Source organism: Paenibacillus sp. JT22N15 (assembly GCF_059383755.1).
The window spans coordinates 99723-116570 of sequence record NZ_JBXENV010000016.1 but is presented as its reverse complement, the minus strand read 5'-3'; the positions used below and the strand labels follow the sequence as shown (position 1 = coordinate 116570).

Annotated in this window: 14 protein-coding genes and 1 pseudogene; 4 read left to right on the top strand and 11 right to left on the bottom strand. The window is 40.7% G+C overall.

The genetic code is table 11. From position 1 onward, the window contains the following. Nucleotides 1-204: 204 nt before the first annotated feature. Complete coding sequence (locus AC50X8_RS26750; RefSeq protein ID WP_494882618.1) at nucleotides 205-594, top strand: type II toxin-antitoxin system RelE/ParE family toxin; 390 nt, start codon at nucleotides 205-207, stop codon at nucleotides 592-594. Nucleotides 595-836: 242 nt separating this feature from the next. Next, on the top strand, nucleotides 837-1124 hold the full coding sequence (locus tag AC50X8_RS26745; RefSeq protein WP_494882616.1) for a hypothetical protein: 288 nt from the start codon (nucleotides 837-839) through the stop codon (nucleotides 1122-1124). Nucleotides 1125-1700: 576 nt separating this feature from the next. On the opposite strand, the pseudogene AC50X8_RS26740 reads toward AC50X8_RS26745, so the two are convergent. The 10 genes and pseudogenes from AC50X8_RS26740 to AC50X8_RS26695 form a co-directional block, all read right to left on the bottom strand. Then, nucleotides 1701-2306: pseudogene (locus AC50X8_RS26740) on the bottom strand (recombinase family protein). Nucleotides 2307-2671: 365 nt separating this feature from the next. Beyond that, on the bottom strand, nucleotides 2672-3109 hold the full coding sequence (locus tag AC50X8_RS26735) for a GNAT family N-acetyltransferase (protein WP_494882614.1): 438 nt from the start codon (nucleotides 3107-3109) through the stop codon (nucleotides 2672-2674). Nucleotides 3110-3122: 13 nt separating this feature from the next. Beyond that, nucleotides 3123-3872, bottom strand: coding sequence for a hypothetical protein (locus AC50X8_RS26730; RefSeq protein WP_494882612.1), 750 nt, complete (start codon nucleotides 3870-3872; stop codon nucleotides 3123-3125). A gap of 190 nt (nucleotides 3873-4062) precedes the next feature. Further along, the gene (locus AC50X8_RS26725) at nucleotides 4063-4356 is read right to left on the bottom strand and encodes a hypothetical protein (protein WP_494882610.1); all 294 of its coding nucleotides are present in this window, start codon (nucleotides 4354-4356) and stop codon (nucleotides 4063-4065) included. Between the two features lie 180 nt (nucleotides 4357-4536). Next, a complete protein-coding gene (locus AC50X8_RS26720) occupies nucleotides 4537-4716 on the bottom strand; it encodes a hypothetical protein (protein ID WP_494882608.1) in 180 nt (59 codons plus the stop codon). Between the two features lie 179 nt (nucleotides 4717-4895). Next, nucleotides 4896-5543 (bottom strand): hypothetical protein, encoded by a 648-nt coding sequence (locus AC50X8_RS26715; protein WP_494882605.1) that lies wholly within the window; start codon nucleotides 5541-5543, stop codon nucleotides 4896-4898. Nucleotides 5544-6021: 478 nt separating this feature from the next. After that, the gene (locus AC50X8_RS26710) at nucleotides 6022-7254 is read right to left on the bottom strand and encodes a hypothetical protein (protein WP_494882601.1); all 1233 of its coding nucleotides are present in this window, start codon (nucleotides 7252-7254) and stop codon (nucleotides 6022-6024) included. Nucleotides 7255-7258: 4 nt separating this feature from the next. Then, nucleotides 7259-8656 carry a hypothetical protein gene (locus AC50X8_RS26705; protein WP_494882599.1) on the bottom strand — a complete coding sequence of 466 codons (1398 nt, stop codon included), beginning with the start codon at nucleotides 8654-8656 and terminating at the stop codon, nucleotides 7259-7261. 5 nt (nucleotides 8657-8661) lie between these two features. Beyond that, a complete protein-coding gene (locus AC50X8_RS26700; protein WP_494882595.1) occupies nucleotides 8662-9048 on the bottom strand; it encodes a histone-like protein in 387 nt (128 codons plus the stop codon). A 209-nt stretch (nucleotides 9049-9257) separates the two neighbouring features. Then, nucleotides 9258-9617 carry a hypothetical protein gene (locus tag AC50X8_RS26695; protein WP_494882592.1) on the bottom strand — a complete coding sequence of 120 codons (360 nt, stop codon included), beginning with the start codon at nucleotides 9615-9617 and terminating at the stop codon, nucleotides 9258-9260. Nucleotides 9618-9998: 381 nt separating this feature from the next. Here AC50X8_RS26695 and AC50X8_RS26690 point away from each other — a divergent pair, with 381 nt between their 5' ends. Both AC50X8_RS26690 and AC50X8_RS26685 read left to right on the top strand, forming a co-directional pair. After that, the gene (locus AC50X8_RS26690) at nucleotides 9999-10172 is read left to right on the top strand and encodes a hypothetical protein (protein WP_494882589.1); all 174 of its coding nucleotides are present in this window, start codon (nucleotides 9999-10001) and stop codon (nucleotides 10170-10172) included. An 18-nt stretch (nucleotides 10173-10190) separates the two neighbouring features. Then, nucleotides 10191-10457, top strand: coding sequence for a hypothetical protein (locus AC50X8_RS26685; RefSeq protein WP_494882587.1), 267 nt, complete (start codon nucleotides 10191-10193; stop codon nucleotides 10455-10457). Nucleotides 10458-10582: 125 nt separating this feature from the next. Here the strand turns inward: AC50X8_RS26685 and AC50X8_RS26680 are convergent, their stop codons facing one another. Continuing rightward, nucleotides 10583-16015 (bottom strand): hypothetical protein, encoded by a 5433-nt coding sequence (locus AC50X8_RS26680; RefSeq protein WP_494882585.1) that lies wholly within the window; start codon nucleotides 16013-16015, stop codon nucleotides 10583-10585. Nucleotides 16016-16848 lie beyond the last annotated feature (833 nt).

Sequence of the window (16848 nt, the reverse complement as noted above, 5' to 3'; positions counted from 1 at the left end):
GCATTATATTAGTAAGTCGAACTAGAAAAAAATTTCAATTTTAGGCATCCCTCCGGATTAAAAACATCGCGGAAACAGGATCAACTTGATGACTTCTTTTTTGTATCATGTCTCTGGTTATGTTTGACAAATGGTAACACTTATGTTACCATGTTCATAGTATGTAGCTGAGTCTGCTTACTTTGCTCTTTATAAATTCGAATATTGGTTAAGAAGGAGTTGGTGATGTTGGCACACCGTCAACTACCGCTGTTTTCTAACCTGTTTTATGCTGATGATGTCCTCGAGAAGTGGGCTCAAAGCCAAAAAGACATTGGTCCTGTTACGCAGCGCAAATTTCTGGAAGCCTTCGGCTACCTGAATGAGCACGGCACTAACAGTGATTTTCTTGGCAAGAAAATCGAAAACACCAAACGTGATGGTATTTGGGAACTGAAGATCAAGGGCGACTCCAAGCGGGAATGGCGCTTTCTGTTTAAGCACATTTCTGGCTCGGAGTACGGAATCGTACATTTCTTCCTTAAGAAAGACGAGACCATCAGAAAACAGGATATGCAGACGGCGGCTCGAATCGCGACGAGAGAGGGCTGGTAACAGCCTTTCTCTCCACGCTTTCAAAATGTGAATCAACCTTCAAACCAAATCGAAAATAAAGGGAAAGTAAGAGACAGAGAATTTTTTATATAATTTATTTTGACGAATCTCAAGGAAAAAGGAGGATTGTATGACTACTCATGAAATCAAAAAAAGAAACTAAAAAAAAGAAATTGAGTTTTTATTGGATTCAGAGTTTTGTTTGAATGAATGGGACATTAGTTCGAAAGGAGACGACACCTATGACTACCGACAACAATGTTAACGATCTCCAAGATCTCATCAATGTACCCCACGAATATTATTCGATCTCCATTCCCAAAATGGCGATCACACGTTACATCAAGGAGGCATTGGGAGAACGAAATCAGTCTGTTAGAAAGTTTGCAGACGATGTGGGAATGAAGCATCCTCAAATCATTCGAGTGACTAGCGGAGAGAACTATAACATTGAAACCTTGCTGAGGATCTTGGATGGTTTGGATCTGGAGATTGTGCTTAAAAAACGTGAAACAACACCAACACCTTAATTTAATTAAAAAATTGTGATTTTACCAAGTAGTATGAAGCATCCGTAAAACATTCGTATGATTAGCGGAGTAAATAACTAAAGATATCCCTTAAAAACCCGAAACATTACAAACACTTAATTAAAATAAAACGTGTATTTAGGCCTAAAATTGTCCTACTTTTGCATTTTGTAAAAGCATAGGAGCCGATGGATGAGTAACATGTATGTAACCTACCCATTACTAAGTCAATTCGTATTTAACTAGGTATCTTGCCACCAGACCACTAAAGAACTTATGGTTGTTTGCGAGTTCAAACGATAGGCAAAAAAATGCGGCACCTGATCTGGTTTACCGATGGGTGCCGCTATTTTATGAGATTTTACGCCATTTTGTCAGTAAACCAAATTCATTGTTCGCATAATGTTAATAGCGAATCCCCCCCTTGCATCATGGATCTAATATTTAATTACCCGAGAAGAATGTTCCGCCAATACCCGTGCCGATATTTAAAATTTCTGTCCTCTTCATCAATTTTGTATCATTCTTTTGCCTTCTCTTTGTTGGGAACCCATCTTCCCAGTTTCATGCCCCAGGTTAGTGTTTTTGTTCATGCTCTTTTACTCCCCGATAAAATGTCGGCTTAGATAATCCCGATAGTTTCATGGCGACTACGGCAGTGAGTCGACCTGCCTTCCATTCGTTATAAGCATGAACAAATGCATCATTAATTTATTGCCTTGGTTGACCAAATTTCACACCGCTAGCCTGTGCTACCTCAATCCCTTCAGCTTGACGCTGACGGTTCTTTTTACATTCTTGCTCAGCCACATAAGCAAGCATACTTAAAGACTGGTCATCCAAAAGTTTCCCCAGATCGCCCATCGTTTTAAATTTTCTGGAATCGAACAGTGTCTCGTTGTCTAAGCAAACAATATCAGCCCCGATTTCCCTCGTTAAATATTTCCACTCTCTAAATATCCCATCGTAATCTCGACCTAGTCTATCAAGAGCATCGATGTAAACCAAATCGTTCTTGCGTACCAATAATCGCATCCCCTGATATTTGGGCCGTTCGAAATCTTTTCCACTCTGTTTATCAACAAATATGTATCGCTCTTCAACTCCAAGTTCCCAGAACTTAATGAGCTGTCTTTCTGGGTTTTGGTCTTTTGTCGATACACGACCATATGCCAATCTCATCTGTAAAACCTCCTTCCAATCGTCTCAAATAGTTTTTTTCGCTGAAACGTATCTAAACTCATTTCAATACCTTTTGATACGTAGAAACGCAGGTGCTTTGCTTAGTCTCAAAAAGCATGCTTTTTGAAACGTAATAATTATTCACAGCAACGAGCTTGTATGTTACAATGATAGAAATCCGAAAGCATCGGTCATAAAAAGGCTACAAAGAAGGTTAACCTTCTTGTAGCCTTTTTGTGTCGGAATGCTTTGAGAGTTGATTTTATTGAACATCTCGACTAAGCCAAAATCTTACTATATCTTTATTCAATATAACTTCGTCCCCAATTTTGAAATCCATGCCGCGTTTCCGTTCTTTCGTTTATTTATAAAAATTTAATTCCAGCCTTATCACGATTCAAATCATATTCTAATGATCGATAAAATTCATGGGCAATAGTCCGATGTTCCCCTGTTATGAATGTTATGAACTCACAGTTTTCTTTTTTAGCTACCTGCTCAACATATTCCATCATAGATCGCCCAACTCCCATACGTTGAGCGTCTGGATGTACGCATACAGACCAAAGTGTCATCAATGGTCTAGTATCCCCAACAAAATCACGTATCAACACTGCCATAACATATCCTTTTATTTTCCCGGCAACTCTGGCAGTCAGCATTAAGTAGTCGGGATTTGATTGTATGATCGGAAAATTTTTTCTCATTAGATCTATATCAGACTTCACTTGGAATGACTCTAGGTAGAATAAAGAAAATTCCTCCATGTCCTCAGATGTTAATGTGTTTATAATAATTTCCATCCTTAACACCCCCTTATAGGAATTTGCCCACTACGGCTGAGCACAAACAAAACACGATGATGCATACTAGTTGGGACGTCGATCTCTTTCCCAAATTCAACTTACTATTATCCTTCATCAGTCTTGCTGACAGTTCAGTTACTAATGCCTCGTAGGCTAACATAAATAATAATATTGCCTTATTTCCAGTTATCTGAAAGGCATAAAAAACAATAGCATGTCCTAAAACGGATATGCTTGCTGATGTAATTACTGTCTTCGTAGCCATTTCCCATTTAAATTTCTTTAACTGAACAGCACTCATAATAATAAACGGAATTAGCATAGACAGTCCGTATACTGACATTGCATTTCCGTAATCCTCCGTCACGATTGGAATATAATAGTAATAACCAACCGTCGGAACAAAGATTAGAAGTAAACTGACCCCTATGCCACTCCAAGTTATTTGCTGGCCTAACTGTTTAAAATAAGTGTACAGACAATAGATACAAATAATCACTGGCACTAAAGCCCATATACTAATACTTGCATATAATAATGATGTAATCATAGCTGCAGCACTTACTAATGCAGTAGTAAATGTAGCATTACTCTTGTTGTTTAGAATACCCGCCCCAATGGAGCTTACAAATCCGATTAACATCAATACATAAAAATAAGGCTCCATGAACGCGCTGAAAACATCTTTGTTGATAAACAATAATCCGAATAGAAACATAAGTCCTCGCTGCGTAAATGCATATAGCGCAGTCAGATTCATAGTTGTTGCACTTGTAAGCGACCTTTTAAACAAGTTACTTTTATAACCCCAGAGCACCAGTGATATTACAATTAGCAAATAATCCAAATGTCAACACTTCTTTCATCTACATTTTTCATTTTCAGGATGATGTCGCATAGCCACTGCAAATTCCGATTACCTACGAAATCAAACTCCTAGGCGCGCTTTACTAATTGCTGGTACCAAGTTTGGAATTATAAGCGTTGCAATGATCACATACCTCATTCCGCGTGATTGCATTGCATGTTGCGCAACGAGGTAATACCCCCATAAGCAACGCATCTTCATAAAATGTGGCATATTCTCGCTCCAGCCGTTTAATCTCTTCATGATCTTGATTACTCTCCGCCCTTTTTTTAGCAATTAAATCTCTATATAAGTGAATCTTATCAACCACAATTTGTTGTGGTTGATCCCTACCTGGAATAACGGGTACCGTGTACACATTTTTTACAAGACTCATTTAAATACCTCCTATTTGATTTCAAAATTCGCCTTATTTTCGTAGAACACGTTTTTGCCATTGAAACCGCCCCTGGTTCCTCAATATTTAGCTTTTTAATATTAAAGACCATAAAACCACTTATGCAGTTGTATGGCCTTTACTTGGTATAATTGTGCAACAGGCTAATACCGAAGTTGGTTATACATCGTCCCAGTCCTCGGTCCCTTGACGGCGTTCTGCCACTTCTCGTTCGCCCCGTTCATTTTTTTCTTTATCCACTCTGATCTCCCAGCCCTCAGCATCATAATAATCAAAGCTTGCACAACTGCTTTGATATTTCACGTTTTTGTATCCCATTTTCGCAAGTTCTTCCAGCATGTCTGATCACCTCCTTATTACTAAGATTAATAGGAATAGGGCTGTCAAAAGTCTGCAATTTGTAAGCAAAAAGTATGACTAAAATCCAAAGAAAAAAGGCAAGTAGCCGTAAGTGGCCACTTGCCCATTGTTATTTAGATTTTGCAGACCTGCCTGTTTGTCGTTTAGATTCAATAATATTAGGGTCTCGCTATTAATTTATTATGAATTACTGATGAGACTTTACCGATAATAAATCCTATTACTATGAATTCTATGATTTTGGAAACAAGCACATGTAAAATCTGAACATATCTCAATACAGTTACTGTGCTGATATGTTCTTGGAAATTTTCTAAAGAACCTGAGAGTGGCAATGAGTGTACTAATGAGAATGAGAAAAAAACGCTATCAGCGGCTGTAAGATTGAAGTTGCTCATTGAAAGAATCCCCCACAGACTGTACATCATTCCAAAAGCAATATGAGGCATTAACAGAAGACAAAGCATTACAAACAATAAAATAAACAATTCTGATTTAGCCCCGATTCTTGACCAGTCATTGTCGGTGCCAACATATGCTATGCCTCTTACACAAGCGTAATACATCAAATAGAGAAATAATAGTGATACCTCCGCAATAGCGATTATATACAAAAGATAAGCAAGTGATGAGTTTTCATTTAATAAGTAATCATTATTCATTGAACCAACTAAAACAAAAACTAATGTTAAAATCGGAGTAAAGATAAATGCTCCATTGATAAAGCTATGTTTCTTCCTAAATACAAACAATAAGATAGGTGAAAACAACCCAAAAATAATACTTAACCAAGACAGAAAAATCATAGTAAATCCCCCTTTTTGTCAATATACGTTACTCATTTTTAAAAGTTACATATTACTCCGTATGTCACTCACTAATTATTTTAAGCTTTGATTAAATAAAAAAGGCTAGCAGCTGAGTAATGGCCACTTGCCTATTTTGTCATCTACCAGTTCTTATGGAAGCGGAAGAAGTCTGTCCATTTTCCGCTGACTTGTATAGCAACTTCTACTTCCTTTACCACCCCATTCGAAAATGTCGCAGTAAATCAAAAGTGTAAGCCCCATCCTTCAGCGTCTCGAGTTTCAAGTCGGTGTTCTCATTGTCGAGGTATCCGGACCAGGTGATTTTATTGCTTGAGTCCAGCGAAGCCTTACCGGTTTTAACCGCCTCAACATCGACTCTAGTGGTCTTGGTCACCTTTACAAGATAAGAGTGAACACTGAACGCTTTTATCTGCCCCATTAGCAAAAAACAGCCCCTCAAAACAGGGGCTGTTTTTTAATTTTTATTTTTATTTATATATCGTTTGAAGTATCTTTCCCACGAGAAAAAACGCTGACGTATGGAAGGAACTAAACCTAAATAGAATAAAACGATAATCGCCATTATATTTACGACTAAAAGAATAGTGTACCAGAAGCTTGTGGTAGTAAATCTCTTTATCTCTTCGTTTTCAGACCATAGCCATACGACTGCAGTAAAAGCTGAAACAACAAATGTTATTATAATAGGTATTAATTTTGTCAGATCTGTTATTAATGACGATTTCATCACATATTTAATACTTCTGATCTCTTTTGACTTCTTATCGATCCATTCTTGCAGTTTTATCATATGTTTACTTACTTCATCGTCAAGAACTTTAATTCCATTATGAAACGTATGCACCTCGATTTTTCTTTCTGAGAAGATAAGAAAAACCTTTTTGTTGTCAGCTTGTTTAATAAAACAACCGCGAATAAGTGTATGTGAGAAAAAATAATCTATACTTTCTGGTTTATATTGATCTGGTTGATTTACATATTGATAGTCAAGGATTCTAAAATTCGTTTTGACCAAATTATAAATATTTTCGACTTCGTCCTTCTCTAAATCTGTCGGCAAATCAATTGCAAGAAAATGTTTGGATATAAATGGTTTGCTATACTCATTGATCCACGCAAAAAACCTTGCTGCCGCAGAAAGCTCCTGTATAGGAGAATACCAATGGATATAATATTGTTGATTTATAGGTAACTCCCCAATAAAGGAAACGAATATAGATGATTGTTGGTTTCTCGAATAAAAGGTATCATCCATTTCTTTTGTAATTAAATGAATATCTACACTGTCATCCCCTACTTGAATCGGAAAACTGTAACTCGAATCAGCCTCATTTAGCTTTTGCATATCTGCAAGTGTTATTTGCTTTGCAGAGCGATAATAGACAGTTACGAGCCATGCAAATACTAATCTTTTGGGTTGTAATATTCCAACTGTAAACGTTTCTTGTCTTAGTTCCTCTAAGCCATTGTCATAATAGGAAATTGTTCTTAATCGATCTTCAATTTCAAAAACCCCTTTTATTCGAAGGCTTTCGAGTGCACCAGATTGATCTAGACTTTCAAGAACACTCCATTCTCGAACGTAAGAATGGAGTGTTCTTGGCGAGTAATTACTCACAATGTCGGTAAGTATAGCATCTAAATATGCAATTTCAGACTCAGACAAAGTGTAATCATCGATAAACATAATATCAGTCCCCTGCGAGTTCTAGATACTTATTAATTAATAATACCGCATCTCCGCCTAGAATATTACACAAATACTGTAGCATTAAAACAATTGAATTCGCTATTGCTTCCGAATCAGAACGGTTTCTACGCTTAATCGTAACCAGATAATCCGTAATAAAAGAGAGTAAATTGACGAACTCAGCACTTTCGTTTGTTTGGATTCCCTCAGGCAATAATCTGTTTACATCTTTGTTTGTCAAAAATAAACCAATATTAAATAAAATTGTAGTGACAAGCTTCTTTTTTCTGATATCGTTAGCTTGGTTTGTGTTTTTTTCAAGCATTTTATGCAAATCAGAAATCACGGCATCAATTTTGTTTTTTCTTTGTGTACCCAGAGATGCTGGACTTTTTATTTTATAGAGGTCGTCTGCTTGCTGGTTCAACTCTTGATAATATTCTTTTGTTAATATGACCCACTCAATATCCTGAATAATCTTATCTAGTACATTTGGCAATACATAAGTCTCAATCTGAATCCTGCCTTCAGCAGAAAGCTTCAAAAAACAACGATTCCCCTCTACAACACAGTGTGCTGACAGTTCATATATTTTAAGTCGGGACTGTCCCTGTACGAGTTGCACTATCGGGTCTTCATAATTTATTTCGTTTAAACCATGAATATCTACCCGAATATCATCTTCTGAACGAAACCTAGGAGAAGAGACTTGTCCATTTAGACGAAGCTGAATCATGATTAACTGTGCTTCGTCAAAAGCGATTTCTGAATGCTTGGGAAAAGCAAAGTGAAATAAATGATGAATAACATTTAAAACGCTATTGGTTTGTTTCGTACCCGCATCATTTATAAACAAAGCTACAATGCCAGGCCCTGTATAAATTCTAGCTTCTAAATATGTATTTGACGTTTCCATATGAGGTGATGGCTCATGCACTAATGTCTTTGAGCTAAATCTAAAGCGTAAATCTAACGTGGTTGATGTAACATTGTAATCCTCTATAAACAGATCATCTTCCAAACCTGGCGATAAATGATCAATTGTTTTTATACTATCTTTCCGTTCCTTTATCTCTTGAATCGCTGTCAATTTTTCCGGCAAAAGATTATAAGAAAAATCGGGATTTAATCGAAACAGCTTTACATTCAATTTATCACCTTTTCGCCCGTAACTTTGAAATGCCTGATCGATAGCAAGGTGAAAACGTTCATCTCCATTATATGCCTGAGAAAGTCCTTGATAACAACTGCCTTTGTTAAGAACTACTGTTTGGGGATTATCTTCAGCTGGCAGGGCATAACCTTTAAATTCTCTAATAAAGTCATCAGAAAATATCCGTTCATATTTTTCAGTCGTTGAGTAGTCGCCTCTTAAGAAGAATGTACGATCTGTGGACATTAAGCCTAATCAACCTCCATATGCCGAACTAGGGATGATTGTGCTACAACCTTTAATTGTTCCTTTTGTTCCTCTAATGTTTGAACAATTTGCTGGATGAAACTATGCGGATTTAACAATTCCTCGTAGGCCACCTCAATATGTCGTGGCATTATCGTTCTAGCTCCTTCTTTATGACTTAGTTCTGTTGCACGTTTAACTAATATCATCGTTATTTGATCAAGTTGTGCCATCAGTACATCTTTAGATTCATTAGATACACGAAATTCAGATTTTGCTTTTATGAACTTGGTAAGGGTCCCTTTTCTCGTAGCTCGAAATACACCATCATCCTCGGTTTCATCTTCCAGTTCCTCGTCATCGATATAAATTTCTTCTTGGTTTAATGACATTTGCCATCCTCCTTATGTCCATTACTTAAGACCTATTCTATATGAATATCCCAATACTTGCTAGTTAAGGATAATAGTTTTTTGGCTGGAGTAAAAATTCTTTTCAAATATGCGATTCCACAGTTAGAACCAGCAAGGACTCCTGTCTTATAGCTTCGCAGTATTAGGTTGGTAGCTACAAATTTTCCATCTCATATACAATTCCTAATTTAATTTGTTTCATAATATCCTTTTCGTTTTAACCACCTATTTTGTTGCAAATTTTTTTGCATATCTAAATCATTCAATGATTTCCCCATTTTTCTGCTCTTAAAGTCATGGCCCACAATGATACAAATCGATACCGTACCTAAATTAAAAGCAATCTGGGCACAAGTCCTGATTACAAAAAGAATGTACATAAAATGCAAATAAAAAAGAGCAAGCAGCCTAATACTGGCCACTTGCCACTTTCTATTAATAACAGCAGATTTACCAATTCTTATGGAATCTGAAAAAATCAGTCCATTTTCCACTGATTTGAATAGTAACATGTTTTCTGCATGATTAATTATCGTCAATAGTTTCAATCTGCTCTCCTCGATGCGTTGGATCCAGAAACGCAAGCTTGCTCCCTGCTCCTGGAGATCGATGCTAGCCCTGCAGCTGTGCGCCAGCCGTCGCTGGTGCCTGAAGCATACAATCGATGTTGACCAAACGCTGTACCTCTGAGTGAATAACTGGAACCAGTCATTAATTTAATAATTTTTCCACTTCTATATCTTATATTGTAAATCACTCGCCATCCAATTCCGAGCAGAACGCTTTTATCTGCATCGCTAACAAAAAGTAGCCCCTTAATATAGGGCTATTTTCTAATTATATAGCTAATCATTATTTTGCATTTATTTAGAAAGAATAATATTTCATTTGCTTGCCATACTAGTTGTGCAGAAAGGAGGTGATACTGAATGAACGCAAACATGAATAATCAAGAAATACCCAAGTACACCTTTGATCCAGAGAAACCATTACAAATTGAAATTCATTCTGCAAATGAAGATTTAGAGTTGGCAAGTTGTAATTGGATTTGCTTACCAAACTCTTCAGGCGGAGTAACCTGTAGTTTTGTATGTGAATTTTAATTCAAGGAGGAATAGAGCATGGAATTTAAATTAAAAAAAGACGGAGAAATAGTTATAAAGAAAGGGTTCATTGAAACCATAAATACCGATTTAGACAGTGATAATCTACATGCGCTAGGGAAAAGCACGTATTGTTGTACCACATATGATAGCAACGATACAGTAATAGATACTCACCAATATAGAGAGTATCCTATACTAGCTGAGGCAGTATGTATACGACTTGCTTATAAAGATGATGCTGCAAGAGGTAGCATGTCAAAAGGAGAATGTGATTCAGAATAGTGTACCGGCAGCCTTCTTCTATTGAAGAGGGCTGCCGGATTTACCCTTAAATCATCTCTGCAGCGTCTATGTCATATGGCTTATAATTCAATATGCTTTAGAGTCCACTGCCAGACTTTTGCATATCACCAATTTTTATGGAACCTAAAAAAATCCGTCCATTTTCCATTAATTTTTATCGTAACATCTGTTTCCTTTACAACCCCATTAGAATACGTGGCAGTAAATTTGAAGAGGTAGGATCCATCCTTAAGCGTCTCTAGCTTTAGGTCGGAATTTTCGTTGCCAATATAACCAGCCCATGAGATTTTATTGCTTGAGCTCAGTGTAGTCTGACCAATTTTAACTGCCCTAACATCGACTCTAGTGGCCTTGGTCAAGCTTGCACCAGTGTCCGTCGTGGCAGCCTGCAGCACAAATCGTTCGCCCGCCCAGAAAGTAGAAGCATCGCGAATCTCTTTTGGTTTCTCCTTATTCCAGGTTATCCGATTTTTCTCCCACTCTTCGGCATGCAATACTTCAGCCGTAATTCCAAGTGACAGTACTTTTATGGTCTTGGTCACCTTTACAGGGTCTGCTAAGCCATCCGATACCGTCAGCTCCACTTCCCAATCTCCAACGATACTCGTTTTGAAGGTTGGTCCGGTAACGGGATATGGGCTGTTAAACGTATAAGAAAACGTCTTTGTTGCACCTTCAGGATCCTTGAACTTATAGGTGACGGCCAGTTCATCTTTATCCGGATCATCGACATTAGAAACTATAGTCACCGTATCCCCTTCATACACCGGCTTTGGCGACCAATCAAAGTCACCAGTCGGCGGACGATTCGTTACAAAGTAAATATAAGCATAATGACCTTGGTTACCAGCTACATCATTATCGATCACCGTTAGCCGATACTCTTGCCCTGGTACTAAGCCGGCCACCTTATACGAGCGTGTAGTCAACGGCAATGGGATACTATACTCAGTTGTCCCATCTTTATTAAGATCAATATTCGTCACGCTGCCATCGCTATTTACCTTCTGCATATAGAAGACGCGGGACGCATGTCCGGAAGATGGCACGGCATCGGTAAATGCATTGAAGTTGACCGTGACCGCTGTTGGCTCGATGAGCAGCTGCTCATCGACGTCGGCCGGTCGCACTGTATCCACGAAGAAATAACCGTTGCCGCTGTATGGCCCCCACTCCAAGCCGTCATGGGCTCGAGCGCGCCAATTATGCAGCCCTTCCTGCAGGGCCGGCGTTGTATAGTTGGCGGATCCGGTTGCAGTGTTAGTATCCACTACCAGCGTACCGGTCGGATTATAAAACACTTCGTAATCAACGTACCTTATGGCGTCGCCCTGCCTATCGGTGACGGCCACCTGCAGGTTTGGCTTATTGTTATTGGTGTAAACCGGCTCCGACGCTTTAGCCCCATGGTAATTGAGGAGTGTTGTTTGCGGCGGTGTGTTAAGTACAAAGTATACTTTGTTGCTTAGCTCGCTCCAGGCTCCTTTAGAATACACTCTACCTTGTACCCTTACCGTTCTGCCCCGCTCGATCATCCCTTCAGGTATTTCATACGTGAGGTCATCCCCATAGAGAGTTGTATTGAGGACAGTCGTATTATCGTCAGCATAGACCATATTAAGTCGATATTGTTCTTGCGGATCTCCTTCCTGGTCGTTATATATCCAGCGAACGGTCGGCTCGCTAATATAGACTGTCGGCTTATCCAGCGTGCCATCCGGAACAACGATGGTCATGGTCGGTGGGTTTTGATTAACTGGTGGCAAGGCGTCCAAATACACACGTACCTCCGCCCAGAAACTCCAAGCGCCGTAAAGGTCTTTCACCTGCTCCTGCACGATCAGCTCAACTCCGGGCCGGTTATAAAGCAGGCGCTCGCCTGCCGTCCAGACAGATTCATCTGCCCAGCGCGTACGGAACACTCGCTTGTCCAATCGATCTGGAATATCTGGGTCATACGATTTATCGTAGGTTAAATAATCCAGCGCAGCTCCACCGGGATATACCGTGCCGGTAAAGCGCACATCGGGCACTGCAACTGGCCTGCGATGCACATACAACGTTTTGGTGATGGGCTCCGAGGACAACCGATAGCTTGCAAACCCCGGATCATCTCCAGCCTGATGTGTAATTTCATACTTACCCGGCTTGTCCAGTGATTCTAACGTTGCACTGAAGGTTTGCTCATCATACATGCTGCGTCCGAGCGAGTTGGCAAAGTAGTTAGGATCATGGGCATAATGCCATGTCTCCGACCATTTAGGATCCGATTCAGGATCCTTGAATAGTTTTTCGTACAATATTGGCTCCCCAACAAGCACAGCAGCTATAGTTTCTTCAGGAACAGAATCACCATAATTAGTACGCTTCACATTAGCAAAGGCAGCTTGCTGCTGCCCAAGAGACAATATTCCGGCCGATCCCTTCTTGTAGGTATTGTCGGTTACCTCAATTTTCTTTGCGCCATTGATGCTTATCCGTTGTGTGCCGGCGAGTGACTCAAACTTAACAGCATACGGATAACCCACGCTGCGTGTCATTGCAACTTGGGACAACACCGATTTTTGACCAGCCACGACCTTGTATAATGTCAGCGTGCTGTTTGTCCATTCCACCGCGTACATATTTTTTTCGTCTTGAATTTGAATAGCAGCTCCGATCGGTCTATCATTACTCAAATGATTAATCGCGATATCGAACTCTATTACCTGGTTACGCATAATGCTGTTTGGGTCGTAAAGCAGCCCACCCCAAGCATCACTGTCGATTTCTACTGTGTTATCGTCCAGCAGCCTTGGCAGCTCCCCGGTCGATTCCCCTCTAAACGGGATAACAACCTGCTTGCTTGTAAAGGAGCCTGAGATCGGTCCGGTGTACGTTACTTGCGTGCCAGTTCCGATTACAGCACCGTTAGGCAGCACGCTGGAAGATCCGGTGAAAGTCACTCCGTCATAACCATTCCCATCCGTGTATTTCATCGTATCTGTTACAAAATAAGCCTTATTGTCAGAACTCTCCGTGCCCAACGTCGGCGTTTGATTGTTGGCCAGCACACCTGACCACTGCTGTGTTTTTTGAAAAGCCGAACTAGACCAGGTTGATTGCCCATTAACCGTTTGATACGTCACCTTGTCGAATCTCTTCACTCCAGCTCCCAAAACCCAAAATTCATCGGAAGGCTGCGAAAAAGGTCCAATTATTCCTAACTTCGGCCAAAGAATCTGCGTTGTTATCGGATCGCTTGGCGTCGGACTCTTAGCTTCTGCAGCAGTGAACGCCCCTAGCTTGTTGTATGGATTTCTTGTATCTTCGCTTGTAATTGACCCATTAGAAAGAATTAGAAAGCCAAATGGAGTAGCCATGATGCCTGCCTTATTAACAGCTGTTTTGCCCAGCTTATTTGGGAACTTCACATCATCGATCGTGCCACTACTCTTTTCCGGACGTGTAATGCTATTAGTCACCGTATTATAGGATAAAACCCCACTAATCTGAGAATATCCATAACGACCAGATGAAAACCACATCGACGTTACATACCCTTTTGAACGATCAGCTGACATGGTGATCTCCGACAACATACCCAGCGGGATGCCATGGCTAGCAATCTGATTACCGTTCGGATCCACGACATAAAACAGCGCTGTCCAATCATCCTCCGTACCTCGCCTTGTATTAGCTGCCAGTAAAACATTACCAACTGCATCTACATCAATACCCCCTATTTGATACACGTTCCACTGATCAATTCCTGGATGCACCAACTTGGTCCAATAGAGCGTTTTTTGTGCGACAGAATACTTGGCCACAAATAATTTTTGCCGAATATCAAACGTCCTGCCGCCATTACTCTCCCGGTAAGCGACATACAGAAACTGCCGATCAGGCGAGAACGCTGTGCCGATTACTGTATTGCTCGGATCGTCCCAATAGCTGCTGCTTGTTCCTCCAGTCGCTGGCGGAGCGATGTTCGGATATTCCTCCAATAGCTGACCGGTCTCGATGTTGTATAAACGCAGCGTGTCCCCCGAAGCATTTACAGTCCCTTCCTCCATAAAATAGGCCTGCTTGATTTGGCTCGGATGATATTGATAAAATGCCCCCTTGAATGTAATTCCAGGATGCATATACGTTTGCTCCACTCGTCCCGTCCACACATCCCGTATTGCAAACGCCCAATCCTTCGACTCTGGTTGTCTGTAGCTATACGTCCAATAATAGCCGGCTTGAGTCATGACCGTCATTTTATAGCCGGCATAAACTTGACCAATGCTGCCTTCCCATGCTGGCAGCGGCTTCAAGTTTTTGGCTAAATTATAATTGCCATTAAAGTCAGCCCATACCGCGTTTCGGGTCGTTAAGCTGCTTCCGTTTGCCTTCCAGCTTGCTTTATTTGTAGCTCCACCTTCATATGGCGTCTTGTTGACCCATGAACGCAAAATGGAATCTGGTGAATAGGTCGTAACCGGTGGTCCGCTGTCAGCGCCCTGATCTGGCTGCTGGGTAAGACCGTTTGCAGTAAAATCAACGATTGGTGCACGATTAATAATATCCGTCTCCGCTATATTGGATTTTCCGGATAATCCATAGTCCTCTGTAACCGTAGCTCGATACTGACGTTTCCCTACCGTTGTATAGTTAGCTGCATGCGTAGTAGTGAAAGGTCCATTATAAATTACCTTCCAAGTTTCTTCGTCAAAATCACTATCGTTATCGGCATCATATCGTTCTTCTAGAAGCAGATTCTCCAATTTGTCTCCGTCCGGACTGCTTGCGTCGATCTGCAGCATGAGCCCAATGTTGCGTACCCCCGTTTCAGGAGCGATTACGGAAACGACCGGAGGCTGATCAGGCACGATTTCTAAAGGATAAGTTGCCCATTCACTTACTCTTCCTTGTGAATCAAATACCTTACCCTCAAGCGTATAGGATCCAAGCTCATCCGGAGCTTTATTTGGCCAAGCCCCAACCGTATAAGGCCCAATGTCGTTCTTCTTATAACGAATCTCCGATTTATCGAAATCGATCGTTACACCTCGAGAAGTTAATGGGCTGTAGGAGTTATTTAGATGATGAAGAGTCGGAAACGGCCGGCCTTGAATCCAACGTGTAACACCAGATATGATGGCCACCGGCTTGGGATCGTTAACGTATAAAATAGCCGTATCTGATACCGTCTCATACTCATTGGATGCGACAATCTTTGCGGTATAAACACCAGCTGTATCAAATGTAATATTAGGTTGATTGAAATCATCATTTTGAATAAAAGGCTTTAGATTATCTGATAATTCCCAATGAGCTTCAGTGTAGCCTCGACCGGTCGCGGACAACGAAGCTTTATCCCCTGTGAAGATTGAAGACGGATCCCATTGCGCTGAAACCTCAATAATGGGCCGCGGCGTTGGTGTGGGTTCGCTCGTCGATGGCGTTGCTGTTGCTGTTGGTGTGGCAGCCCCCGGCTTTGTAACTGTAGTCGAGCATTCTATTAATTGCTCCGCGCTCGTCCCATCAGTAAAATAAACGATTGCTCGCATGACATAGGACTCTGTGTAGCTGTCCTGATTGTCTAATCGGGACTTGGGGATGGTAAAATTAAATTTGTAGCTTATGCTCCCTTGAGCCTGGGAAATGGTTTGTGACTGTAGCTGGCTACCATCTTGAAGCCGGCCATACACCTTCCATTCTTTGATTCGCAGGCTACCTTGCTGTTTAATGGAAGCATCAATTGTTGAAACTACTGCAATATCTGCATTAGCGAAAGTTACACTTGATGGATCTACCTTACAGGTGCAGTCCAAGTATGGTTCATCTACCGGCGGTAGTTTTTCAAATGTTACTTTAACCTCACCTTGGTAATAAAATGTTCTAGCTGACCAATTTGTTCTTGTCTCCATATCATATCGAAGGGTAGTTCCCACCTCTTGCGCTATTGGATTAGAGCTGATTGGAGCCGTTGAAACAGTTAGTTGACCATATCCATCATTTCCTTTTCCAAAACTCACGACTTTATGTGGACCATTTCGAGGTACTGCACTTGTAATTTTTATTGATGATGGAATCACTGCTGAAGTAGGAACAGATATTGAAGCATTAAAATTGTAGGTTGTTGGACCAGCAAACCCCCAACTCTCAGCAATAGCCCACCCTTCAGCCGTCCTAACATTTGATCCTAGTGTCTGACCAAGATTATCAACACTTGGCAGATAACCCGGACATATTGCAATTCCTCCGCTCCAGCACCCGTCGGGACCTCCAGGGGTAGGGGAAACACGGTATTGCCTTCCTCCTCCCGATTCAAATAACCACTCTCGATGGTTGGTGGAATGCCAAGTGGTCCAGTACATTCTTGAGGTATAACCTACACTGC